Annotated in this window: 19 protein-coding genes and 1 tRNA gene; 11 read left to right on the forward strand and 9 right to left on the reverse strand. The window is 67.4% G+C overall.

What is annotated here, in order from left to right; genetic code table 11:
• Window positions 1–16 precede the first annotated feature (16 nt).
• From map to AC4BAR_RS07035, 3 genes are all read left to right on the forward strand, one after another.
• Entirely contained in the window at window positions 17–847 is an 831-nt protein-coding gene (gene map / locus AC4BAR_RS07025; RefSeq protein ID WP_490627089.1) for a type I methionyl aminopeptidase, read from the forward strand.
• A gap of 28 nt (window positions 848–875) precedes the next feature.
• A complete protein-coding gene (locus tag AC4BAR_RS07030) occupies window positions 876–3,527 on the forward strand; it encodes a [protein-PII] uridylyltransferase (protein WP_490627090.1) in 2,652 nt (883 codons plus the stop codon).
• 180 nt (window positions 3,528–3,707) lie between these two features.
• Entirely contained in the window at window positions 3,708–4,034 is a 327-nt protein-coding gene (locus AC4BAR_RS07035) for a hypothetical protein (RefSeq protein WP_490627091.1), read from the forward strand.
• 77 nt (window positions 4,035–4,111) lie between these two features.
• Here AC4BAR_RS07035 and def read toward each other — a convergent pair whose 3' ends face one another.
• The 5 genes from def to smc form a co-directional block, all read right to left on the reverse strand.
• Complete coding sequence (gene def / locus AC4BAR_RS07040) at window positions 4,112–4,651, reverse strand: peptide deformylase (RefSeq protein ID WP_490627092.1); 540 nt, start codon at window positions 4,649–4,651, stop codon at window positions 4,112–4,114.
• A 35-nt stretch (window positions 4,652–4,686) separates the two neighbouring features.
• Entirely contained in the window at window positions 4,687–4,908 is a 222-nt protein-coding gene (locus AC4BAR_RS07045; RefSeq protein ID WP_490627093.1) for a hypothetical protein, read from the reverse strand.
• A 108-nt stretch (window positions 4,909–5,016) separates the two neighbouring features.
• Complete coding sequence (ligA, locus tag AC4BAR_RS07050; protein ID WP_490627094.1) at window positions 5,017–7,155, reverse strand: NAD-dependent DNA ligase LigA; 2,139 nt, start codon at window positions 7,153–7,155, stop codon at window positions 5,017–5,019.
• 2 nt (window positions 7,156–7,157) lie between these two features.
• Window positions 7,158–8,237: a cell division protein ZipA C-terminal FtsZ-binding domain-containing protein gene (locus tag AC4BAR_RS07055; protein ID WP_490627095.1), complete on the reverse strand. Its 1,080-nt coding sequence runs from the start codon at window positions 8,235–8,237 to the stop codon at window positions 7,158–7,160.
• Window positions 8,238–8,244: 7 nt separating this feature from the next.
• On the reverse strand, window positions 8,245–11,763 hold the full coding sequence (gene smc / locus AC4BAR_RS07060) for a chromosome segregation protein SMC (RefSeq protein WP_490627096.1): 3,519 nt from the start codon (window positions 11,761–11,763) through the stop codon (window positions 8,245–8,247).
• A gap of 174 nt (window positions 11,764–11,937) precedes the next feature.
• On the opposite strand from smc, the gene dapC reads away from it, so the two are divergent.
• The 8 genes from dapC to AC4BAR_RS07100 all read left to right on the forward strand — a co-directional run bounded on the left by dapC (window position 11,938) and on the right by AC4BAR_RS07100 (window position 20,735).
• On the forward strand, window positions 11,938–13,146 hold the full coding sequence (dapC, locus tag AC4BAR_RS07065; protein ID WP_490627097.1) for a succinyldiaminopimelate transaminase: 1,209 nt from the start codon (window positions 11,938–11,940) through the stop codon (window positions 13,144–13,146).
• 16 nt (window positions 13,147–13,162) lie between these two features.
• The gene (dapD, locus tag AC4BAR_RS07070; protein ID WP_490627098.1) at window positions 13,163–13,987 is read left to right on the forward strand and encodes a 2,3,4,5-tetrahydropyridine-2,6-dicarboxylate N-succinyltransferase; all 825 of its coding nucleotides are present in this window, start codon (window positions 13,163–13,165) and stop codon (window positions 13,985–13,987) included.
• 115 nt (window positions 13,988–14,102) lie between these two features.
• Window positions 14,103–15,245 carry a PilT/PilU family type 4a pilus ATPase gene (locus AC4BAR_RS07075; protein WP_490627099.1) on the forward strand — a complete coding sequence of 381 codons (1,143 nt, stop codon included), beginning with the start codon at window positions 14,103–14,105 and terminating at the stop codon, window positions 15,243–15,245.
• Complete coding sequence (dapE, locus tag AC4BAR_RS07080; protein WP_490627100.1) at window positions 15,245–16,429, forward strand: succinyl-diaminopimelate desuccinylase; 1,185 nt, start codon at window positions 15,245–15,247, stop codon at window positions 16,427–16,429. The genes AC4BAR_RS07075 and dapE overlap by 1 nt, the downstream gene beginning before the upstream one ends.
• A complete protein-coding gene (prmB, locus tag AC4BAR_RS07085) occupies window positions 16,426–17,310 on the forward strand; it encodes a 50S ribosomal protein L3 N(5)-glutamine methyltransferase (RefSeq protein WP_490627101.1) in 885 nt (294 codons plus the stop codon). The genes dapE and prmB overlap by 4 nt, the downstream gene beginning before the upstream one ends.
• Before the next feature lies 1 nt (window position 17,311).
• Window positions 17,312–19,288, forward strand: coding sequence for an ABC-F family ATP-binding cassette domain-containing protein (locus AC4BAR_RS07090; protein ID WP_490627102.1), 1,977 nt, complete (start codon window positions 17,312–17,314; stop codon window positions 19,286–19,288).
• Window positions 19,289–19,319: 31 nt separating this feature from the next.
• Entirely contained in the window at window positions 19,320–19,835 is a 516-nt protein-coding gene (locus AC4BAR_RS07095) for a hypothetical protein (RefSeq protein ID WP_490627103.1), read from the forward strand.
• Between the two features lie 96 nt (window positions 19,836–19,931).
• Complete coding sequence (locus tag AC4BAR_RS07100; RefSeq protein WP_490627104.1) at window positions 19,932–20,735, forward strand: ankyrin repeat domain-containing protein; 804 nt, start codon at window positions 19,932–19,934, stop codon at window positions 20,733–20,735.
• A gap of 81 nt (window positions 20,736–20,816) precedes the next feature.
• Here AC4BAR_RS07100 and AC4BAR_RS07105 read toward each other — a convergent pair whose 3' ends face one another.
• From AC4BAR_RS07105 to AC4BAR_RS07120, 4 genes are all read right to left on the reverse strand, one after another.
• Window positions 20,817–21,026: a hypothetical protein gene (locus AC4BAR_RS07105; protein ID WP_490627105.1), complete on the reverse strand. Its 210-nt coding sequence runs from the start codon at window positions 21,024–21,026 to the stop codon at window positions 20,817–20,819.
• A gap of 136 nt (window positions 21,027–21,162) precedes the next feature.
• Window positions 21,163–22,284 carry a phosphate ABC transporter substrate-binding protein PstS gene (gene pstS, locus AC4BAR_RS07110; protein ID WP_490627106.1) on the reverse strand — a complete coding sequence of 374 codons (1,122 nt, stop codon included), beginning with the start codon at window positions 22,282–22,284 and terminating at the stop codon, window positions 21,163–21,165.
• Between the two features lie 207 nt (window positions 22,285–22,491).
• Window positions 22,492–22,567: transfer RNA gene (locus AC4BAR_RS07115), tRNA-Lys, on the reverse strand.
• A gap of 67 nt (window positions 22,568–22,634) precedes the next feature.
• A complete protein-coding gene (locus AC4BAR_RS07120) occupies window positions 22,635–23,378 on the reverse strand; it encodes a tRNA threonylcarbamoyladenosine dehydratase (RefSeq protein WP_490627107.1) in 744 nt (247 codons plus the stop codon).
• Window positions 23,379–23,384: the final 6 nt, after the last annotated feature.

Below are 23,384 nucleotides of genomic sequence, written 5' to 3' on the forward strand. Positions count from 1 at the left end.
GTGGGATAATTCCGGCATGAGCATCACCTACAAAGACGCGGCGGGCATCGCAGGCATGCGTGTTGCCGGCCGGCTGGCCTCCGAAGTGCTGGATTTCCTCACGCCGCACGTCAAGCCCGGTGTCACCACCAACGCCCTGGACAAGCTCGCCCACGACTACATCACCCAGGTCCAGCAGGCCATTCCGGCGCCGCTGAACTACCAGCCACCCGGCTACAGCCCCTACCCCAAGTCGATCTGCACCTCGATCAACCACCAGGTCTGCCATGGCATCCCCAATGACAAGCCGCTGAAAAAGGGCGACATCGTCAACATCGACGTCACCGTCATCAAGGACGGCTGGCATGGCGACACCAGCCGGATGTTTGTGGTGGGTGACAGCTCGATCGCCGCCAAGCGGCTGTGCAGCTTCACCTACGAGGCCATGTGGCACGGCATCGTGCGCGTCAAGCCAGGCGCCCGGCTGGGTGACATCGGCCACGCGATCCAGAAATTCGCCGAAGGCAATGGCTTCAGCGTGGTGCGCGAGTTCTGTGGCCACGGCATCGGCAAAGTCTTCCATGAAGAGCCTCAGGTGCTGCACTACGGCAAGCCGGGCACGCTGGACGAGCTCAAGCCCGGCATGACCTTCACCATCGAGCCCATGATCAACGCCGGCCGGCGCGACATCCGCTCGATGAGCGACGGCTGGACCATCGTCACCAAAGACCACTCGCTGTCAGCCCAGTGGGAGCACACGGTGCTGGTCACCGAGACCGGCTACGAGGTGCTGACGCTGTCGGCCGGCAGCCCGCCAGCGCCGGCCTTCGTCAGCGCCGCGGCCCCTGCCACCGCCCTGCCCGCCTGAGCGGTCCGGGCCCCGCGCACCGACGGCCATGGCCGACCTGAAAGCCCTGCGCGACAGCTTCCGCCACGACAAGGCGCAGCTGGTCGAGGCCTTGCGGGCCACCGGGGCCTCCACCCGGGGCGTGGCCAGCACCCTGCTGCGACTGGCCAAACTGGCCGACCAGACCCTGGTGGCGCTGTGGGAGGCCGCCGGCTTCGGCACCCCTTTCGCACTGGTGGCCGTGGGCGGCTTCGGTCGTGGCGAACTCTTCCCCTGCTCCGACGTCGACGTGCTGGTGCTGATGCCCGACAACCAGTCGCCGGAAACCGACGCCGCGCTGAAAGCACGGCTGGAGGCCTTCATCGGCAGCTGCTGGGACACCGGGCTGGAAATCGGCTCCAGCGTGCGCACCGTCAGCGAATGCCTGGACGAGGCCGCCAAGGACGTCACGGTGCAGACCTCGCTGCTGGAGTCGCGCCTGGTCACCGGCGACCGCACGCTGTACGCAGGCTTCCGCCAGCGCTTCGAGGCCCAAATCGACCCCCAGGCCTTTTTCGTCGCCAAAACGCTGGAGATGCGCCAGCGCCACAACAAGTTCGAGAACACGCCCTACGCGCTGGAGCCCAACTGCAAGGAAAGCCCCGGTGGCCTGCGCGACCTGCAGGTCATCCTGTGGGTGGCCAAGGCGGCCGGCTACGGCGGCTCCTGGGACGAGCTGGTGCGCCACGGACTGACCACCGCCTTCGAGGCCAAGCAAATCAAGCGCAACCAGGCGCTGCTGAGCCTGGTCCGGGCCCGGCTGCACATCCTGGCCCAGCGCCGCGAAGACCGGCTGGTGTTCGACCTGCAAACGGTGGTGGCCGAGTCGTTTGGCTACAGCCACACCACCGGCCCGACCCCTGACGGCGGCGGCAAACCCAGTTTTGTGCGGGCCAGCGAGCTGCTAATGCGGCGCTACTACTGGGCGGCCAAGGCGGTGACCCAGCTCAACCAGATCCTGCTGCTCAACATCGAGGAGCGGCTGGGCCGCGACCGCGGCGACAGCACCCACGAGCCCGAGCCCATCAACGCCCGTTTTGCCATCAAGGCCGGCATGCTGGAAGTGGCCAGCGACGACCTGTACCAGCGCGAGCCGCACGCCATCCTGGAGACCTTTCTGGTTTACCAGCGAACGGTGGGCGTCAAGGGCCTGTCGGCCCGCACGCTGCGGGCGCTGTACAACGCCCGCCATGTGATGAACGGCGCCTTCCGCCAGGACCCGGTGAACCGGGCCACCTTCATGGCCATCCTGCGCGAGCCCAAGGGCATCACCCACGCGATGCGGCTGATGAACCAGACCTCGGTGCTGGGCCGCTACCTGTGGGTGTTCCGCGGCATCGTCGGCCAGATGCAGCACGACCTGTTCCACGTCTACACGGTGGACCAGCACATCCTGATGGTGCTGCGCAATGTGCGGCGCTTCTTCATCGCCGAACACGCCCACGAGTACCCGTTCTGCTCGCAGCTGGCCGCCGGCTGGGACAAGCCCTGGGTGCTGTACGTGGCCGCGCTGTTCCATGACATCGCCAAGGGCCGCGGCGGTGACCACTCCGAACTGGGCGGCCACGAGGTGCGCAAGTTCTGCCGCGCCCATGGCCTGAGCGGCGCCGAGGGGCGCGAAGACACCCGGCTGATCGAGTTCCTGGTGCGCGAGCACCTGACCATGAGCCGGGTGGCGCAGAAGGAAGACCTGAGCGACCCCGACGTGATTGCCGCCTTTGCCAAACGGGTCGGTGACGAGCGCCGGCTCACCGCGCTCTACCTGCTGACCGTGGCCGACATCCGTGGCACCAGCCCCAAGGTCTGGAACGCCTGGAAAGGCAAGCTGCTGGAAGACCTGTACCGCTACACCCTGCGCACGCTGGGCGGCCGCGACGCCGACCCGCAGGCCGATGTGGAGGCCCGCAAACGCGAGGCGCTGGTGCAGCTGGCGCTGTACGCCGAGCCCTTCGAGGCCTACAAACGGCTGTGGGACACGCTGGACGTGGGCTATTTCATGCGCCACGACGCCACCGACATCGCCTGGCACGCCCGCCACCTGTCGCGCCATGTGGTGGCCGCGGGCCAGCCCGCGGCAGAGGCCAGAACCATTGTGCGCAGCCGCCGCTCGCCGGTCGGTGAAGGCCTGCAGGTGCTGGTCTACACGCCCGACGCGCCCGACCTGTTTGCCCGCATCTGTGGCTACTTCGACCAGGCCGGCTTCAGCATCCTGGACGCCAAGATCCACACCGCGCAAAACGGCTACGCGCTCGACACCTTCCAGGTGGTGACCTCCTTTTTGCCCGAACACCACCGCGAGATGATCAGCATGGTGGAAAGCGAGCTGGAGCACACCATCGCCCAGGCTGGCCCGCTGCCACCGCCCAGCCGGGGCCGGGTGTCACGCCGGGTGAAGAGCTTCCCCATCGCGCCGCGGGTCGACCTGCGGCCCGACGAAAAAGCCCAGAGCTGGCTGCTCAACATCTCGGCCAGCGACCGCGTGGGCCTGCTTTACTGCGTGGCCCGGGTGCTGGCCAAACACCACATCAACCTGCGGCTGGCCAAGGTGGCGACGCTGGGCGAACGGGTCGAAGACACCTTTCTGATCGATGGCCCCGAGTTGCAGCAAAACAAGGCGCAGATCGCCATCGAGACCGAGCTGCTCGAAGCGCTGGCCAACTGACCCCGGCCGGCAGGCCACGCATAACGCGCCAAATGGCTTTCGGTGGACCTTGGCGCCGTCACCCGGTTAGAAAGTCGTAAGCCTCTGTAAGACCCGAAAAAACGGTCATCGCTTCACCGGCCCGCCCGTTGAAGGTAGACGTCAGTTCGACGTGAACTTGAACAAAATGGAGTCTCTCTGATGAACAAAGTCCTCGCCACCCTGCTCGCTTCTTCCGCCCTGCTGCTGGCCGGCCACAGCTTCGCCGCTGGCCATGCCGCCGCCCCGGCCACCCCCGCCAGCCCGGCCGCCTCCGCTGCGGCCAAGGCCGAAATGAAGGCCGATGCCAAGGTGGACGCCAAGGCCGCCGCCAAGTCGGCTGAGCCGGCCAAGGCTGCGGCAGCAGACACTGCCAAGGGCGCTGTCGGCGCCGCCAAGGCCGCGACGCCTGCTGTGCCCGCCGTGCCCGCGGTGAAGGCCGATGCCAAGGTGGATGTCAAGGCCGACACCAAGCCTGCCGCCAAGTAAGCCTTCGGCTTCTCTCCCGCACAAAGGGCCTGCATTGCAGGCCCTTTGTGTTTGTCTTGCCATCCCCCGTCGGGAATTCAGTCGTCCTGCGCCGGGTCCAGTCCGGGGAACAGCACCTCGGTGAAGCCAAGCTGGGTGAGGTCGCGCATGCGGGTCGGGTAAAGCCGGCCGATCAGGTGGTCGCACTCGTGCTGCACCACCCGGGCGTGGAAGCCGTCCACCGTGCGGTCTATCGGGTCCCCATAGAGGTCAAAGCCGGTGTAGCGGATGCGGCTGAAGCGTGGCACCAGGCCGCGCAGCCCGGGCACCGACAAACAGCCCTCCCAGCCGTCTTCCTGGGCGTCGCTCAGCGGGGTGATGACGGGGTTGACCAGCACGGTGCGGGGCACCACCGGGGCGTCGGGGTAGCGGGGGTTGGGGGCGTCGGTGCCGAACACCACCACCTGCAGGTCAACGCCGATCTGCGGCGCGGCCAACCCGGCCCCGTTGGCGGCGGCCATGGTGTCCAGCAGGTCGGCCACCAGGCGGTGCAGGCCGTCGGTGTCGAAGGCGGTGACGGGTTGGGCGACCCGCAGCAGCCGCGGGTCGCCCATTTTCAGAATCTCATGCAAAGCCATGCGCGATTATCGCGCCGGCCTTGGCGAAAGCGGGCTCAGCGCCAGTCGCGGCGGTCACCGCCATCGCGGCGATAGCCGTAGCCGCCGTAACGCGGTGCAGGGGCCACCACCACCGGCTGCTCCACCACCACCCCACCTTGGTAGTAGCCGCCATGGTGACGGCCATAGGGCGAGCCGAGCGGCACCACCACACAGCCGGACAACAGGGTGATCAGGCCAACGGTGGCGGTGGCCACCAGAAAACGGGGTGCACGCATGGGAAAGTCTCCTTGGGTCATGCACTCTCAACGCGCCACCAAACCGCGGGACTGACCTCTGGCGCGTGTCGCCGGGTAAGCCTGTGTAACGGCCAACGGCCCGGGGACTCAGGCGCCGAGCAAGGCCCGCAGGCCGGCTTCGTCGAGCACCGGCAGGCCCAGTTCGCGCGCCTTGTCCAGCTTGCTGCCGGCCTCGGCGCCCGCCACCACCGCGGTGGTCTTCTTGCTGACCGAACCGGCCACCTTGGCACCAGCCGCTTCCAGCATGGCCTTGGCCTCCTCGCGGCCCAGCGTGGGCAGGGTGCCGGTGATGACATAGGTTTGGCCGGCCAGCGGCAAAGGGGCGCCGGCCTCGGGCTCGCCCTCGGGCCAGCTCAGCCCACAGGCACGCAGCTGCTCCACCACCTCGCGGTTGTGGGCCTGGTCAAAGAAGGTGCGGATGCTTTGCGCCACCACCGGCCCCACGTCGGCCACTTCCAGCAGCTGCTCGGGCGTGGCGTCCATGATGGCGTCCAGCCGGCCGAAATGGCGGGCCAGGGCCTTGGCCGTGGCCTCGCCCACATGGCGAATGCCCAGGCCGAACAGAAAGCGCGGCAAGGTGGTTTGTTTGGACGCCTCCAGCGCAGCCAGCAGGTTTTGCGCCGATTTCTCGGCCATGCGGTCCAGTGCCGCCAGCGCGGCAAAACCCAGGCGGTACAAATCGGGCAGGGTGTGCACGATGCCGGCGTCCACCATCTGCTCGACCAGCTTGTCGCCCAGGCCGTCGACCTCCACCGCCCGGCGCTGGGCGAAGTGCAGCAGGGCCTGCTTGCGCTGGGCCGCGCAGAACAGGCCCCCGGTGCAGCGGTAATCGGCCTCGTCCTCCTCGCGCACCGCGTCCGAACCACAGACCGGGCAATGGCGCGGCATGGTGAACAGCTGCGCATCCTGCAGCCGCTTGTCGGGCAGCACCGCCACCACCTCGGGAATCACGTCGCCGGCCCGGCGCACGATGACGGTGTCGCCCACCCGCACGTCCTTGCGGCGGGCCTCGTCCTCGTTGTGCAGCGTGGCGTTGGTGACGGTGACACCGCCCACAAACACCGGCGCCAGCTTGGCCACCGGCGTGAGCTTGCCGGTGCGGCCCACCTGCACCTCGATGGCCACCACCGTGGTGAGCTGCTCCTGCGCCGGGTACTTGTGCGCCACCGCCCAGCGTGGCTCACGGGTCACAAAGCCCAGCTCGCGCTGCAAGGCCAGGCTGTTGACCTTGTAAACCACACCGTCGATGTCGTAGGGCAAGGCATCGCGCTCAGCGCCAATCTGCTGGTGGAACGCCACCAGCTCGGCCGCCCCATGCGCGATGCGCACCTGCGAGGCCACCGGGAAACCCCAGGCCTTGAGCCGCTGCAGCATCTCGTGGTGGGTGGCGAAATCCGGCCCGCCCGCGCTGGCCGGCGTGACTTCGCCCAGGCCATAGGCAAAAAACGACAGCGGCCGCTGCGCCGTGATGCCCGAGTCGAGCTGGCGCACCGCACCGGCCGCCGCATTGCGCGGGTTCACAAAGGTCTTGCCATCGGCCTCGCGCTGGCGCTCGTTGAGCCGGTCGAAATCGGCACGGCGCATGTAGACCTCGCCCCGCACCTCCAGCACCGGCGGGGCCCGCCCATCACTCGACAACCGCAGCGGGATCTGCCGGATGGTGCGGATGTTGTGGGTCACCTCCTCACCCACCTCGCCATCGCCCCGCGTGGCGGCCTGCACCAGCAGGCCCTGTTCATAGCGCAGGCTCATGGCCAGGCCGTCGAACTTGGGCTCCGCCACGAACTCAATCGGCTGGCCGGACAACACCGCCAGCGCCTCGGCACACAGGGGCTCGGCGCGGTAGCGCGGCTCCGTCGGTTTGAGTTCCGTGCGCCGCTGCTCTGAAGCCAGGTAATTGCGAATTTGCAGCTCGAAGTTTTCAGCCCCGGCTTGCGTGGTGTCGGTTTCCGTCCGGATGCTGAGCATGGGCACACGGTGCCGCACCGGTGTGAGGCCGTCCATCACCGCCCCCAGCACGCGCTGCGTGGGCGAATCGTCGGTCAGCAGTTCGGGGTGGGCCGCCTCCAGCGACTGCAACTCCTGGAACAAGCGGTCGTACTCGGCGTCGGGCAGCTCGGGGTCGTCCAGCACGTAATACCGGTGGGCATGGTGGTGCAGCAGCGCGCGCAATTCGGCCGCGCGCTCGCGCTCAGCGTCGGTCGCTGTGGTGTTTGGGCTGTCCATGCTCAGGAAAACAAACGCCGGGCCACCGGCGAGCCGGCCGACAGGTCGCGGCCGTCCAGCGCGTCGTAGAGCTGTTCCAGGTCGGTGGCGATGCCGTCCAGCGCCTCGGGCCGGATGGCCTGGCCGTCGTCGTCCACCATGCTGCCGTCCATGGCCGCGGCCAGCGCCATGGCGGCGCCACGCATGCGCTCGAACGGCGCCTCCGCCCGGTCCACATGGGGCACGTCCAGCGTCAGCGAGACCTCGCGGATGGCCGACTGGGCCGGGTCGTCGGACAAGGCGGCCTGGGTGTCAAAGCTCAGCACCAGCAGCGGCGACGGCGACGCCCCGCCCGACACCAGCACCATGCGGCCGGGAATGGCGCCGGCCACAAAACCCAGCCGGGCGGCATGCTGCTGCACATAACCCGGGCTCCAGGCCGCGTGGCGGGCCCGCAGCGTGAAGCTCAGCTGGGCGTCATGGCCGCTGGCAAACTGGTCCAGCTCGCGACCCCGGGCCACCGCGTCCAGCATGTCGGGAAACTCGGGCAGGCCGTTGACGGTGTCGACAAAGGCCTGGGCCTTGACGACGAATTCGGAAAACTCGATCTCGTTCAGCGCGCCGGTGCGGTTGGCCAGCTGCAGGCCGATCTGCAAGGCGCTGTAGCGCCGGCCCGCCTGCGGGGCTTCCCATTGCCGCGAGGCCTCGTGCTGGCCCTCCACCGCAAAGGGTTTGCTGCCGGCGCGCCGGGTGGCCGGCAGCGCGGCAATCACCGCGTCGCCCGACACCGGGCCCTCCAGCGTGACCGGCACGATGACGTCGATCAGCGCATCCAGCCCCGGGCGTTTGTCGGCCTGGGCCAGCGACGAAGCCGGGCCGTCCAGCGCCACCGCATCCAGCGCCTCGTCCAGCAAGGCGGGGGGCGGATGGGGCACACCGTCCAGCGTGGGTTCGATCTGTGGCGGGGCGGCGTCTTCGCCGGGCACCGAATCCGGCTGGGCCAGCTTGGGCGCGTTGCGCCGCGAGGTCCAGGTGCTGTGGGCGATCACGCCGGCCAGCACCAGGCCGCCAATGATCGCCAATCCAACGGTGAAATTGCTCATCTGATGCTCATGCCGTTTCTGCCAGGCCGACGGCGGACTCCATGTCCACCGCGACGATGCGGGACACACCCTGCTCCTGCATGGTCACGCCAATCAGTTGCTCGGCCATTTCCATCGCGATCTTGTTGTGGCTGATGAACAAAAACTGGGTGTCCTTGCTCATGCTGCGCACCAGCTTGGCGTAGCGCTCGGTGTTGGCGTCGTCCAGCGGCGCGTCCACCTCGTCCAGCAAACAGAACGGGGCCGGGTTCAGCTGGAAGATGGCGAACACCAGCGCGATGGCGGTGAGTGCCTTCTCGCCACCCGACAGCAAATGGATGGTCTGGTTTTTCTTGCCCGGCGGCTGGGCCATGACCTGCACGCCGGAGTCGAGGATTTCGTCGCCGGTGATCATCAGCTTGGCATTGCCGCCGCCGAACAGCTCGGGGAACATGCGGCCAAAGTGCTCGTTGACCGCGTTGAAGGTGCCCGACAGCAGCTCGCGGGTTTCGGCGTCGATCTTCCGAATGGCGTCTTCCAGCGTGGTCATGGCCTCCACCAGGTCGGCCGACTGGGCGTCGAGGAACTGCTTGCGTTCCCGGGCCGAGGCCAGCTCGTCCAGCGCCGCCAGATTCACCGCACCCAACGCGGCGATCTCGCGGTTCAGCCGGTCGATCTCGCCCTGCAGGCCGGCCAGTCGCACCTGGCCCTCGGCCACCGACTGGCCCACGGCCTCCAGGTCGGCGCCGGCGTCGGCCAGCAGCTGGGTGTACTGCTCCAGACCCAGGCGGGCGGCCTGCTCCTTGAGCTGGAAATCGGTGATGCGCTGGCGCAGCGGGTCCAGCGCCCGCTCCAGCGACAGCCGGCGCTCGTCGCTGGCGCGCAGCTTGGCGGTCAGGTCGTCGTAGGCGCTGCGCTGGGCGCCCAGGGCCGCCTCGCGCTCCAGCTTCAAGGCCAGCGCCGACTGCAGGCCGCCCTGGGCGGCGGCGTCCGACAGCCGGGCCAGCTCGTCATGGGCCCGGGTGGTTTCATCGGCCAGTGAGCGGCTTTGCTGGGCTGCGGTGTCCATGGCCCGGCTCAGCTCGGCCTGGCGGGCCTGCAGGCTGCGCTGGGCAAAGGTGGCCTCCTGGGCCTCGCGCTCCAGCCGGCGCTGCTGCTCGCGGCAGTCGGACAACTGGCGCTCGGCGCCCATCACCAGCTCGTCGAGCTGGGCATGACGCTCCTGGCTGTCGGCCAGCTGCATGTCCAGTTCTTCAAAACGGGCCTCGGCGGTGACGCGACGCTCCTGCAGCTCGTCGAGCTGGGCCTCGATCTCGCCCAGGTCGGCACCCAGCTGGGCGCTGCGGGCACGGGCCTGCTCGGCCAGCTGCTCCAGGCGCAGCGTTTCCACCTGCAATTCATGGGCCCGGCTTTGTCCCAGGCTGGCCTCGCGGCGCACCGCCACCAGGCGCTGCGAGGCGTCGGCGTAGGCGGCCTCGGCGCGCACCAGAGCGGCGCGGGATTCTTCGGCAATGAGGGACTGGGCGCGCAGCTGTTTGTCGAGATTCTCGATCTCCTGGGCCCGGGCCAGCAGGCCGGCCTGCTCGGAGTCTGGGGCGTACAGGCTGACGCTGTGGGCGGTGACGGTGTGGCCCGAGGCCAGGTAGATGGCCTCGCCGGGCAGCAACTGGCTGCGCGCGGTCAGGGCCTCGTCAAAGCTGGCGGCGGTGAAACAGCCGTGCAGCCACTCCGTCAGCAAAGCCTGGTGGCTGGCGTCGTTCAGGCGCAGCAGGCCCAGCAGCGGCGACAGGCCCTCGCGCGCCGGCGTGGGCAGGGCCGCGGGCGGCGGGCTGAAAAAGGCCAGCTTGGCCGGCGGCGCGTCGTTGCCAAAGGCCCGCACCGTCTCCAGCCGGCTGACCTCCAGCGCGCCCAGGCGCTCGCGCAGCGCGGCCTCCAGGGCGTTTTCCCAGCCGGACTCGATGTGAATGCGGTTCCAGAAACCGGCCATGCCCTCCAGGCCGTGGCGGGTCAACCAGGGTTTGAGCTTGCCGTCGGTCTTGACCTTGTCCTGCAGCGCCTTCAGCGCCTCCAACCGGGCCGACAGGTCGGCCAGCTGGCGGGCCTCGGTGTTGACATGCTGCTGCCGGCTGCGCCGCTCGTCGTCGAGCTGGGGCACGCTGTCCTGCAGCTCGTGCAGGCGGCCCTCGGAGGCGGCCGATTCTTCCTGGGCCAGCTGCAGCTCGGCCTGCAGGCCGGCCAGTCGGGCCTCGTCGGGCGCGGCCAGCGCGTTGCGATCGGCCTGCAGCCGTTCGCGGCGGGCATTCAAATTCCGTGACTGCTCTTCGATGCTGCGCTGCTCGGCAGCCAGCACCTGGATTTGCTGCTGCACCTGGCCCACCGTGCTGCGCTGGGCGTTGGCCCGGCCCTGGGCCTGGCGCAGCCCGTCTTCCAGGTCGGGCAGCTGGCGGGCCTGCTCTTCCACCTGGGCGGCCAGCAACTCGGCCCGGTCGGCGGCGGTGGCGTCGTCTTCCATCAGGGTGTTCAGCTCGGCGCTGGCCTCGTCGCCGCGCTGGGCCCATTGCGCGGCCTGCTCTTTGAGCGTGACCAGCCGCTGCTCGACCCGGGCCCGGCCCTCCACCACAAAGCGGATTTCCGACTCCAGCCGGCCGACCTCGGCGCTGGCCTCGTACAGCGCGCCCTGGGCCTGGTTGACCTGGTCACCGGCGGCGTAATGGGCCTGGCGTATGGTTTCCAGCTCGGCTTCCACGTGCCGCAGGTCGGCGATGCGCGACTCCAGGTCGTTCAAGGCCTGGTTGGCCTCGGTCTTGATGCGGGCCTGCTCGCTCTCGGCCTCGCGCCGCTTCAGAAACCACAGCTGCTGCTGCTTCAGCGTCACGCTGGCCTGCAGCGTGTTGTAGGCCTGGGCCACCTCGGCCTGCTTTTCCAGCCGCTCCAGGTTGGCGTTGAGCTCGCGCAGGATGTCTTCGACCCGGGTCAGGTTCTCGCGGGTGTCGGACAGACGGTGTTCGGTTTCGCGGCGGCGCTCCTTGTATTTGGAGACACCGGCGGCCTCTTCGAGGAACAGCCGCAGTTCTTCGGGTTTGGACTCGATGATGCGGCTGATCGTGCCCTGGCCGATGATGGCGTAGGCCCGCGGCCCCAGGCCGGTGCCCAGGAACACGTCCTGCACGTCGCGCCGACGCACCGGCTGGTTGTTGATGTAGTAGCTGGAGGTGCCGTCGCGGGTCAGCACCCGTTTGACGGCGATCTCGGGGAACTGCGCCCATTGCCCGCCGGCGCGGTGGTCGGCGTTGTCGAACACCAGCTCCACGCTGGCCCGGCTGGCCGGCTTGCGCAAATTGCTGCCGTTGAAGATCACGTCCTGCATGGACTCGCCGCGCAGCTCGCTGGCCTTGCTTTCGCCCAGCACCCAGCGCACCGCGTCCATGATGTTGGACTTGCCGCAGCCGTTCGGCCCCACCACACCGACCAGTTGGCCGGGCAGCAGGAAGTTGGTGGGCTCCACAAAGGACTTGAAGCCGGAAAGCTTGATCGACGAAAGACGCACGGCGAACCTGTGTTGGGAGGGGGACGAATCGGCCAGGGGCGACGCCACAGATCCAGGGGAAACCCTTGGGATCAGCGCAAATGTTACCTGAGCAGGCCCCGCCGCCGCCCGCCGTGGGCCCCGCCCCCGGCCCGCGCAGGGCCACCCGGACAGCGAGCACCGATAATCCCGGCGATGAATCCCCTGCTTTCCCGCCTGCAGCCCTACCCTTTCGAGCGGCTGCGGGCCCTGTTTGCCGACATCACCCCCAACCCGGCTTACCCGGCCATCAGCCTGGGCATCGGCGAGCCCCGCCACCCCACGCCCGAGTTCATCAAAACCGCGCTGAGCGGCGCGCTGGCCGGTCTGGCCAGCTACCCGGCCACGCTGGGCGAGCCCCGGCTGCGCGAGGCCTGTTGCCGCTGGCTGCAACGGCGCTACGGCCTGGCGGTCAACCCGGCCACCCAGGTGCTGCCGGTGAACGGCTCACGCGAGGCCTTGTTCGCCTTTGTGCAGACCGTGCTCGACCCCACCCGGCGCGACGCCCAGGGCCAGGGGCCGGTGGTGGTGTGTCCAAACCCCTTCTACCAAATCTACGAAGGTGCAGCGCTGCTGGCCGGCGCCGAGCCGTTTTACGCGCCGTCCGACCCGGCGCGCAACTTCGCGGTGGATTGGGACGCGGTGCCCGAAGCGGTCTGGGCCCGCACCCAGGTGCTGTTTGTCTGCTCGCCCGGCAACCCCACCGGTGCGGTGATGCCGCTGGACGAATGGGCCCGTCTGTTTGCCTTGAGCGACCGCCATGGCTTTGTGATCGCCTCCGACGAGTGCTACAGCGAGATCTATTTCCGCGACGAGCCGCCGCTGGGTGGATTGCAGGCGGCCGCCCAGCTGGGCCGCAGCGATTTCAAGAACCTGGTGGCCTTCACCAGCCTTTCGAAGCGCAGCAACGTGCCCGGCCTGCGCAGCGGCTTTGTGGCCGGTGACGCCGCGCTGCTGAAGGCCTTTTTGCTCTACCGCACCTACCATGGCAGCGCCATGAGCCCGGTGGTGCAGGCTGCCAGCGCCGCGGCCTGGTACGACGAGGCCCATGTGGCCGACAACCGGGCGCTGTACCGGGCCAAGTTCGAGCAGGTCACCCCCATCCTGGCGCCGGTGCTGGACCTGGCCCTGCCCGACGCCGGCTTCTACCTGTGGGCCGGCGTGCCCGGGGGCGACGACCAGGCCTTCGCCCGTGGCCTGCTGGCTCAATACAATGTGATTGTGCTTCCGGGCAGCTACCTGGCGCGCGACGCCCATGGCCACAACCCCGGCCGGGGCCGCATCCGCATGGCGCTGGTGGCCGACACCGCCGAATGTGTGGAAGCCGCCCGCCGCATCCTTGCCTACACCCAATCTCCATCCTGACCTGAGACCCTGAGCCATGACCCAACAACTCCAACAGATCATCGACGCCGCGTGGGACGACCGCGCCAACCTCAGCCCCAAGAGCGCGCCCAAGGAAGTGGCCGATGCGGTCGAGCATGTCATCGGCGAACTCAACGCCGGCCGGCTGCGCGTGGCCACCCGTGAGGCGGTGGGCCAGTGGACCACCCACCAGTGGATCAAGAAGGCCGTGCTGCTGAGCTTCCGCCTGAAGGACAACGAGGTGGTGAAGGCCGGCGACCTGGGCTTTTACGACAAGGTGCAGACCAAGTTCGCCCACATGGACGCGGCCCAGCTGCAGGAAGCCGGCGTGCGTGTGGTGCCACCGGCGGTGGCCCGGCGCGGCAGCTTCATCGCCAAGGGCGCGATCCTGATGCCCAGCTACGTGAACATCGGCGCCTACGTGGGCGAAGGCACCATGGTCGACACCTGGGCCACGGTGGGCAGCTGCTGCCAGGTGGGCAAGAACGTGCACCTGTCCGGCGGCGTGGGCCTGGGCGGCGTGCTGGAGCCGCTGCAGGCCAACCCCACCATCATCGAGGACAACTGCTTCATTGGCGCCCGCTCGGAAGTGGTGGAAGGCGTGATCGTCGAGGAGAACTCGGTGATCTCCATGGGCGTGTACATCGGCCAAAGCACCAAGATTTATGACCGCGCCACCGGCACCGTGACCTATGGCCGCATCCCGTCCGGCTCGGTGGTGGTGTCGGGCAACCTGCCGAGTGCCGACGGCAAGTACAGCCTGTACTGCGCGGTGATCGTCAAGCGCGTCGACGCGCAAACCCGCGCCAAGACCAGCCTGAACGACCTGCTGCGCGATTGAACATGGCCCCCACGCTTGTCGCTTCGCGTACGGCGCTGCCCCCCAAGGGGGCGCTGCCTTGCTTGGGGCGGCCCGGCGCGGCGGCAAGTCCATCCTTTTGGCGAAAGAGGCCCCTATGAGCACGATGGAACGCATTCTGCGGTTGATGGCCGAGCGTCACGCCTCGGACCTGTACCTGACGGCCAACACGCCAGCGATGATGAAGATCAAGGGGCAAAGCATCCCGATCAACTCGCAGGTGTTGCCGCCCGAGGCACCGCTGGCCCTGTTGGCGGAAATTCTGCCCGCCAAGTACATCGAAGAGCTGCAGGAAACCGGTGAGCTGAACATGGCCCATTCCCTGGCGGGTGTGGGCCGCTTCCGCTTCAGCGGTCTGCGCCAGCGCGGTACCTATGCGGCGGTGGTGCGCTGCATCAACTTCGACATTCCCAAGCTCGAAACCCTGAACCTGCCGCCGATGCTGGCCAACCTGATCACCCGCAAGCGTGGCCTGATCCTGATGGTGGGCTCCACCGGCGCGGGCAAAAGCACCACGCTGGCGTCCATGCTGGACCACCGCAACGAGCGCATGGCCGGCCACATCCTGACCATCGAAGACCCGATCGAGTACCTGTTCAAAAACAAGAAATCGGTGGTCAACCAGCGCGAGGTGGGCAACGACACCGCCTCGCTGCAGATCGGCCTGAAGAACGCGCTGCGCCAGGCGCCCGACGTGATCATGATCGGCGAAATCCGCGACCGCGAGACCATGTCGGCCGCCGTGGCCTACGCCCAGTCCGGCCATTTGTGCCTGGCCACCATGCATGCCAACAACAGCTACCAGGCCCTGAACCGGGTGCTGAGCTTCTACCCGGTCGAGGTGCGCCCCACGCTGCTGAACGACTTGGCTTCCGCGCTGCAGGCGGTGGTGTCGCAGCGCCTGCTGCGCACCGTGGACCAGGGGCTGGCACCGGCGGCGGAAATCATGCTCAACACCAAGCTGATTGCCGAGCTGATCGAAAAAGGCGACCTGTCGGGCGTCAAGGAGGCGATGGAAAAATCGCTGGCCGATGGCTCGCAGACCTTCGAGGAAGACATCGCCCGGCTGATCACCGAAGGCCGGGTCACGCGGGAAGAAGGCCTGTCTTTTGCCGACTCGCCCACCAACCTGATGTGGCGGCTGGAGAATGCCCAGAAAAAACCGGTCAAGGCCGAGCTGCCCAAGGACACGGACGACCTGCCCACCTTCACCGACATCAGCCTGGACGTCAAGTACTGATGTCGCGCACCCTGCACCTGGCCGAAGCGCTGGTCTCCCGCGCCTCGGTCACCCCCCACGACGCCGGCTGCCAGGACCTGATTGCCGAACGCCTGCAAGCCCTGGGCTTTGCCTGCCACGCCCTGCCCAGCGGCCCCGATGACTTTCGGGTGGCCAACCTGTGGGCGGTGCGCAAGCCCTTGCCCGCACCGGCCGGCAGCGCCTGGAAGGCGTCGGAGCTGTTGGTGTTTGCCGGCCACACAGACGTCGTGCCCACCGGCCCGTTGCCGGCCTGGTCCAGCGACCCCTTTGTGCCCACCCACCGCGACGGCAAGCTCTACGGCCGTGGCACCAGCGACATGAAGACCTCGCTGGCGGCCATGGTGGTGGCGGTGGAGGAGTTCCTCGCCGCCCACCCGCAGCCGGCGTTGGGCCTGGCCTTTTTGCTGACCAGCGACGAGGAAGGCCCGGCCAACGACGGCACGGTCAAGGTCTGCGAATGGCTGAGCGCCCGGGGCGAAAAGCTGGACTACTGCATCGTTGGCGAACCCACCTCGGTGGAACGCACCGGTGACATGATCAAGAACGGCCGCCGCGGCTCGCTCAGCGGCAAGCTCACCGTCAAAGGCGTGCAAGGCCACATCGCCTACCCCCACCTGGCCCAAAACCCCATCCACCTGGCCGCACCGGCGCTGACCGAACTGGCCGGCATGGTCTGGGACCAGGGCAACGCTTTTTTCCCGGCCACCAGCTGGCAGGTCAGCAACATCCATGGCGGCACGGGTGCGACCAATGTCATTCCCGGCACCGTGGTGATCGATTTCAATTTCCGTTTCAGCACCGAGTCAACGCCCGAGGGCCTGCAGCAGCGGCTGCAAGCGGTGCTGCAGGCGCATGGCCTGGCGTTCGACATCGAATGGACGCTGGGCGGCCGCCCCTTTCTCACGCCGCCCGGCACGCTGGTGCAGGCGGTGCAGAACGCCATCGAGGCAGAGACCGGTCTGACCACCGAGCTGTCCACCACCGGGGGCACCAGCGACGGCCGCTTCATTGCACAGATCTGCCCGCAGGTGATCGAGCTGGGCCCGCCCAACGCCACCATCCACAAGGTCGACGAGCATGTGGCGGTGGCCGACATCGAGCCGCTCAAGAACATCTACCGCCGGGTGCTGGAAAACCTCAACGCCCGCGCGGTGGCCACATGACGCTCAAAGAGTTGATCGCCGCCAGTGCGGCGCGTCTGCAGGCCAGTGGCGTGGCCTTTGGCCATGGCACGGCCAATGCCCGCGACGAGGCCGCCTGGCTGGTGCTGTGGCAACTGGGCCTGCCGCTGGACACCGATGTGGGCAGCGAAAACCCACCGGTGGGCGCCGAGGCCCAGGCCCAGGTGGCGGCGCTGATCGAGCGCCGCATCACCAGCCGCCAGCCCGCCGCCTACCTGACCCGCGAGGCCTGGCTGCAAGGCATTCCGTTCTACGTGGACGAACGCGCCATCGTGCCGCGCAGCTTCATTGCCGAGCTGCTGGCCGACGGCAGCATCGACCCCTGGCTGAGCCCGGCCACCCAGCGGGTGCTGGACCTGTGCACCGGCAACGGCAGCCTGGCCGTGCTGGCCGCCATGGCCTACCCCGATGTGACGGTGGACGGCAGCGACCTCTCGCCCGATGCGCTGGCGGTGGCCCGCATCAATGTCGACCGCCATGCGCTGGCCGACCGGGTGCGCTTGCTGCAGGCCGACGGCCTGCCGGCCCAGGAAGGCCCGTACGACCTGATTCTGTGCAACCCGCCCTACGTCAATGCCGCCAGCATGGCCGCCCTGCCCGCCGAGTACCAGGCCGAGCCGGTGCTGGCCCTGGCCGGTGGCAGTGACGGCATGGACTTTGTGCGCCGGCTGCTGCGCGATGCGCCCGAGCACCTGAGCGACGACGGCGTGCTGGTGCTGGAAATCGGCAACGAGCGCGCCCATTTTGAAACCGCCTTTCCCACACTGGAAGTCTGCTGGCTCGACACGAGCGCCGGCGAAGACCAGGTGCTGCTGGTCACGGTGGACGCCTTGCGCGCCGCCGCGGCCCACCCTTCCCTCTGACATGATCACCCTCAAAAATCTGGTGCTGCGCCGCAGCGCCAAGGTGCTGCTCGACAACGCCTCCGTCACCATCAACCCCGGCGAAAAAGTCGGCCTGGTCGGCCGCAACGGGGCCGGCAAATCCACCCTGTTTGCGCTGCTCAACGGCAGCCTGCACGAAGACGGCGGCGATGTCTTCATTCCGCCGCAGTGGCGCATGGCCCAGGTGGCGCAGGACATGCCCGAGACCAGCCAGTCGGCCACCGAGTTCGTCATCGAAGGCGACGTCACGCTGGTGGCCGCCCAGCAGGAAGTGGCTGCGGCCGAGGCCAGCGACGACGGCGACCGCATGGCCCATGCCTACATGGCGCTGCACGACGCCGGCGCGCACGATGCACCGGCCCGCGCGCAAGCGCTGATTCTGGGCCTGGGTTTCAAGACCACCGAGCTGGAGCAGCCGGTCAACAGCTTCTCTGGCGGCTGGCGCATGCGGCTGCAACTGGCGCGGGCTCTGATGTGCCCCAGCGAACTGCTGCTGCTCGACGAGCCCACCAACCACCTGGACTTGGACGCCCTGGTCTGGCTGGAGGCCTGGCTCAAGCGTTACCCCGGCACCATGGTGGTGATCAGCCATGACCGCGAATTCCTGGACGCGGTGACCGATGTCACGCTGCACATCGACGCCGCCAAGCTGGTGCGCTACGGTGGCAACTACAGCAAGTTCGAAGACATGCGGGCCGAACAGCTGTCGCTGCAGCAGAGCGCGTTCGCGCGCCAGCAGGACAAGATGGCCCACCTGCAGAAGTTCATCGACCGCTTCAAGGCAAAGGCCAGCAAGGCCAAGCAGGCGCAAAGCCGCGTCAAGGCGCTGGAGCGCATGGAAAAAATCGCACCGGTGCTGGCCGATGCCGACTTCAGCTTCGAGTTCAAGGAACCGCTGAACCTGCCCAACCCCATGCTGGCGATGCAGAACGCCAGCTTCGGCTACCCGGCGCCGGAAGACGCGCCCGAGGGCACGCCACCCACGGTGATTGTGCAAAACGTCAACCGCTCGGTACTGGCTGGCCAGCGCATCGGCATCCTGGGCGCCAACGGCCAGGGCAAGTCCACCGTGGTGAAAACCGTGGCCCGGGCGCTGAAGGCCATTGACGGTGACATCACCGAAGGCCGGGGCCTGAACATCGGCTACTTTGCCCAGCAGGAGCTGGACGTGCTGCGCCCGGCCGACACCCCGCTGGAGCACATGATCCGGTTGGCCAAGGAGGCCACCGCCTCAGGGCTGAACCACGGCCAGGGCACACGCGAGCAGGACTTGCGCAGCTTCCTGGGCATCTTCAATTTCAGCGGCGACATGGTCAAGCAGGCCGTGGGCAGCATGAGCGGCGGCGAAAAGGCACGGCTGGTGCTGTGCATGATCGTCTGGCAGCGCCCCAACCTGCTGCTGCTGGACGAGCCCACCAACCACCTGGACCTGGCCACCCGCGAAGCGCTGAGCGTGGCGCTCAACGAGTTCGAGGGCACGGTGATGCTGGTCAGCCACGACCGGGCGCTGCTGCGTGCGGTCTGCGACGAGTTCTGGCTGGTTTCGCGCGGCGGCATCGCGCCCTTCGACGGCGACCTCGACGACTACCAGCGCTACCTGCTGGACGAGGCCAAGCGCCAGCGCGAGGCCTTGCGCGACGACCTCAACGCGTCCAAGTCGGTGGCCAAGAAGGAAGCCAAGTCCTCGGGCAAGGAGCAGCGCAAGCAGGGCGCCCAGGGCCAGCAGCAGCGCAACGAACAGCTCAAGCCGCTGAAGCGCGAAATGGAAAAGGTCGAGCGCCGACTGGCCGAGCTGACGGCCGAGCAAGGCCAGATCGAAAACCGGCTGACCCACCCGCTGAACGCCAGCGACATGGCCGACCTGGGCCGCCGGCTCAAGGCCATCCAGAGCGAGCTGGGCACGGTGGAGGCCCGCTGGCTGGAGCTCGGCGAGGCGCTGGAAACCCCGGCGGCCTGACGGCCCCCGCCGGAATGGCTACAGTGGGGCCATGGCCTCCTTGCTGAAAAAACCCAAGTCGGTGCAACTGGCCGCTGGCGACCCGGTGCTCAGCGCCGCGGTGCAGCGCAGCCGCCAGCTGCTGCACAAACGCGCGCTGGTGGCCGCCGCCGCCGGCGCCGCCCCGGTGCCCGGGCTGGACTGGCTGGTGGACGCCGCGCTGCTGTCCAAACTCATCCCCGAAATCAATGCCCAGTTCGGCCTGACGCCGGAACAGATCGAGCGGCTCGACCCCGAAAAACGCCTGCGGGTGCAAAAAGCGGTGGTCGGGGTGGGCTCGATGTTCATCGGCAAGGTCGTCACCCAGGGCCTGGTGCTGCGGGTGGCCAAAACCCTGGGCCTGCGGCTGACCACCCAGCAGGCAGTGAAATACGTACCGCTGGCCGGCCAGGCGCTGTCGGCCCTGATCGGCTACGCCGCGGTGCGCCACCTGGGCGAACAGCATGTGCAGGACTGTGTGCGGGTGTCGCAGGTGCTGGCCGGGCTGCTGCCGGCGCCCGAGGCCTGACCCGACCCCTGTGCCGTGCTGCTGGCTCAGAAATGACCGGCCCCCACCCGCTTTTTCAGCGGAATGACGGGACCCAGGCTTCGCACAATGGGTCACATGGCCTTCTCCGATTCCATCAGTTGTCCCACCCAGCACCCTTTGCTGGAAGACATGGGTGCGGACTACCCCAGCTACATCGAGCAACACCACCCGCACATCCTGCAGAAGGTTGACGCGCTGTGGGACACACCGGCCATCGACGACTACCTGGGCGATCTGCTGATCGACAAACGGGGCGGCCGACGCGGCTTCGCGCCGGAGGCGATCGGGGAAATCAACGCCATGCGGGAATTCCGGCAAAGGGAAACGCTGCGCGCGGCCGAAAGTGCAGCGGCGGCGGCGCAGGAATTGCAGGACCGCGGCATCCCCTTCACCCGCACCGGTTTTCTCGGCGCGGTCGAGGCGGGTGACCGTGCTGCGGTGGACTTGTTCGTCCGGTCCAACTTCAACATCCACACCACCGATGACAACGGCACGCCGCCCTTGCTTTACGCCCTGAAAAAGGGCTACACCATCGTTGCCAAAATCCTGCTGAACGGGGGTGCCGACGTCAACGAAAAAGACCGGCTGGGCCTGTTGCCGCTGATGGTTTGCTGCGGCAAACCGACCGTCGGCTACGAGGTAGTCGCCGAAGGATTGATCAAACGCGGCGCCCACATCAACGTGCGTGACGCGCTGGGCTACACCCCTTTGCTGCTGGCCTTGTCGGGCGGCACCATCGGCATCGCCGAGATGCTGATCGAGCGGGGTGCCGACCTGACGGCGAGAACCCGGAAAAACGAAACCGCACTGACGCTGGCTGAAAAGGCCAACCGGCCGGAGATCGTGAGCCTGCTGCTCAGCAAGGGCGCGCCGCGCTGACATTCATGGAAAGCGCGCTCGGCTGAATGCCGGCGCCACGGCCTTCAGGGATTGCGGCAGCACGGGGGCGCCGAACCCCCATCAATCGCGCGCCTTGGGGGGTGCACGGCCACTGGCCGGCGGATCGGCGGTCTTGGCCTCCGATGTCAGGCCACTGACCACGGCATTCCACAAAGCCCATTCCTCGTCGCTGCCGCTGCCCTCAGTCACCTCCATGCCAGTGGGAGGCTCGGCGGCAAACACACTGGACATCGAAGGCGTCGGCTCGAACGGGCCATTTTTTCTGTTCATGGCCTTCATTCTGTGGGAGCACACCCATGGCAAATCGCTGGAAAAAGCCGGCTTCTGCAGGGGATTTCTCGCCGGTCAATCCATCTGGCGCAATTCCAGCCTCACAGCCACCAGCCCTGGTTCGGCCTCCACGTCCTCAGGAGCCAGCCTTCCCGCTGGCATTGAGCAAATGGACGCCGATCCGATTGCCGGCTTTGTCCTTGATGGAGAGCAGGACCTTGAACGCCTTGGCCTGGACCTGGTCAGGAACGCGAACGAAGTTGTTTTCCTGAACCAGGGCATCGCCATTGAGAAATGCCCACACCAGGAATTTCAACGCCTGCAGTGTCATCTCCGGTTTGTCTGCTGTGCGAGGCAGCACGGCAAAGGTTCCCATGGTGATGGGCCAGGTCACGCTGCCGGGACGGTTTGTCAAAGGGCTGGTGAACAAGGCCTTGCTCACCCAGTCGCTGTTGGCCAAGGCCGCCTGAAACCCGATGTTGGAGGGCGACACGAACCGACCATCCAGGTTTTTGACTTGCACCGTGGTGAGCTTGTTCACAGAGACATAGCCGAAATCCACATAACCAATGGCCCCCTCCGTGCCCTTGACGGCTTTCACCACCCCGTCACTGCCTTTGGCCAGAATGAATTCATCCGGCCATGCCAGGCTGGCCTTCACCCCCATTTTTCTTGACCAGTCCGGATTCACCTTGGCCAGGTAGTCGGCCCAGTTGTGGGTGGTGCCGGAGCCGTCGCCCCGCACCACCACCCGGATCGCAAGCCGGGGCAAGGCCAAGCCGGGATTGAGCTGGGCAATCTCGGCTGCGTTCCACTGGCTGACTTCCCCCATGAAAATCTTCGCCAGGAGGTCACCGGTGAGCTTGATCTGGCCATCGGTGATCTTGGGAAGGTTGACGACGGGCGCGATGCCGGTGATGGCAACGGGAAACAAGGTCAAGCCATCGCGGGCGAGTTCGGCCTCTGGCGGTGCGACATCCGAAGCCCCGAAGCCGACCTCGCCCAGCTTGATTTTTCTCAGCCCGGCAGACGAGCCAATGGCCTCGTAGCTCAGGCTGACCTTGCTCACTTTCTGGTATTCACGGGCCCAGCTTTGGTAGATCGGCGCGGCGGCCGTCGAACCTGCACCGGTGACAGAGGCGTCCCCAGCAGCCCAAGCCGTTGACAGTGACAGTGTGGCGGTGAGCGTGAGGAGAATATTTTTCAACATGAGATGGGTGCGTCGGGATTTGCCGCCGCCAGCTGCACCTTCAACCATGGCGAAGGCAGGAAACAGATGGCGGGATCGGGGCTGGGATGTTACTGCGTGCACATGTCAATGGTTCGGGCCATGCCCACCCCGCACACAGCGGTCACGGTGCGCACCATGGGCGGCCTTGGCAAAGCATCACCCAGGCGCTTCCGCAAAGAAAAAGCCCGCTACATTTTCTGTAGCGGGCTTTTCAGTCCCCTTAAAGGGAAATCTTGGTAGGACGTACTGGGGTCGAACCAGTGACAAACGGATTAAAAGTCCGCTGCTCTACCAACTGAGCTAACGTCCCACGTGACGGTCAATGCATTGCTGTACTGCCCAATCAAGCCTTCGATTATAACGTGATTCGAGCGCTTCTAGCCGGCACTCAGTTGATCCAGCACCCAGCCGGCGGCACACAAGCCGAAACTGGCGGTGACGCTGACCACCGAACCATAGCCATGGCAGTTGAGGCTGCCGTCGTTGCCGGTTTCACAAGACGCGTCGGCCTGCTTGACCGCCTCGGGACTGAACACGCAGGCCACGCCGATGCGTCCCTTGCGCGCCGCCCCATGGTGCTTGCGCAGGCGGTAGCGCAATTGGGCCAGCAGCGGGTCGTGGGTGGTGTGGGCCAGGTCGTCGATGGCCACCTGGTGGGCCAGCCGCTTGCCGCCGGCAGCCCCCACGGTGATGAAGGGCAGGCGCTGGCCACGGGCCCATTGCGCCAGGGCCAGCTTGGCGGCCATCTGGTCGCAGGCATCGACCAGCCCGTCCACCGGTGCCTGCAACAAGGCCGGCCAGTTGTCGGGCTCGACAAAGGCCTCGATGGCGTTCACCTGGCAGTCAGGGTTGATCTGGGCAATGCGGTCTTGCATGGCCAGCACCTTGGCCTGGCCCAGCGTCGCGTCTAGGGCTTGGACCTGCCGGTTGATGTTGGACTCGGCCACATGGTCCAGGTCGATCAGCGTCAGCTGACCCACGCCGCTGCGGGCCAGGCCCTCGGCCACCCAAGACCCGACACCGCCGAGGCCCACCACCGCCACATGGGCCTGACGGATGCGCTGGGCACCGGCCACGCCGTACAGCCGTGCGAGCCCGCCAAAACGGCGCTCAACATCCATCGGCAC

The sequence above is a fragment of the Rhodoferax sp. SPJ4 genome (assembly GCF_058216275.1).

Excerpts from the sequence above, each read along its gene's own strand:
- dapC (WP_490627097.1), top strand. The coding sequence starts at position 11,938 with ATGAATCCCCTGCTTTCCCGCCTGCAGCCCTACCCTTTCGAGCGGCTG.
- AC4BAR_RS07055 (WP_490627095.1), bottom strand. The coding sequence starts at position 8,237 with ATGAGCAATTTCACCGTTGGATTGGCGATCATTGGCGGCCTGGTGCTG.
- AC4BAR_RS07075 (WP_490627099.1), top strand. The coding sequence starts at position 14,103 with ATGAGCACGATGGAACGCATTCTGCGGTTGATGGCCGAGCGTCACGCC.
- AC4BAR_RS07090 (WP_490627102.1), top strand. The coding sequence starts at position 17,312 with ATGATCACCCTCAAAAATCTGGTGCTGCGCCGCAGCGCCAAGGTGCTG.
- prmB (WP_490627101.1), top strand. The coding sequence starts at position 16,426 with ATGACGCTCAAAGAGTTGATCGCCGCCAGTGCGGCGCGTCTGCAGGCC.
- map (WP_490627089.1), top strand. The coding sequence starts at position 17 with ATGAGCATCACCTACAAAGACGCGGCGGGCATCGCAGGCATGCGTGTT.
- AC4BAR_RS07045 (WP_490627093.1), bottom strand. The coding sequence starts at position 4,908 with ATGCGTGCACCCCGTTTTCTGGTGGCCACCGCCACCGTTGGCCTGATC.
- AC4BAR_RS07035 (WP_490627091.1), top strand. The coding sequence starts at position 3,708 with ATGAACAAAGTCCTCGCCACCCTGCTCGCTTCTTCCGCCCTGCTGCTG.
- ligA (WP_490627094.1), bottom strand. The coding sequence starts at position 7,155 with ATGGACAGCCCAAACACCACAGCGACCGACGCTGAGCGCGAGCGCGCG.
- dapD (WP_490627098.1), top strand. The coding sequence starts at position 13,163 with ATGACCCAACAACTCCAACAGATCATCGACGCCGCGTGGGACGACCGC.
- AC4BAR_RS07095 (WP_490627103.1), top strand. The coding sequence starts at position 19,320 with ATGGCCTCCTTGCTGAAAAAACCCAAGTCGGTGCAACTGGCCGCTGGC.
- AC4BAR_RS07120 (WP_490627107.1), bottom strand. The coding sequence starts at position 23,378 with ATGGATGTTGAGCGCCGTTTTGGCGGGCTCGCACGGCTGTACGGCGTG.
- dapE (WP_490627100.1), top strand. The coding sequence starts at position 15,245 with ATGTCGCGCACCCTGCACCTGGCCGAAGCGCTGGTCTCCCGCGCCTCG.
- AC4BAR_RS07030 (WP_490627090.1), top strand. The coding sequence starts at position 876 with ATGGCCGACCTGAAAGCCCTGCGCGACAGCTTCCGCCACGACAAGGCG.
- AC4BAR_RS07105 (WP_490627105.1), bottom strand. The coding sequence starts at position 21,026 with ATGAACAGAAAAAATGGCCCGTTCGAGCCGACGCCTTCGATGTCCAGT.
- pstS (WP_490627106.1), bottom strand. The coding sequence starts at position 22,284 with ATGGTTGAAGGTGCAGCTGGCGGCGGCAAATCCCGACGCACCCATCTC.
- AC4BAR_RS07100 (WP_490627104.1), top strand. The coding sequence starts at position 19,932 with ATGGCCTTCTCCGATTCCATCAGTTGTCCCACCCAGCACCCTTTGCTG.
- def (WP_490627092.1), bottom strand. The coding sequence starts at position 4,651 with ATGGCTTTGCATGAGATTCTGAAAATGGGCGACCCGCGGCTGCTGCGG.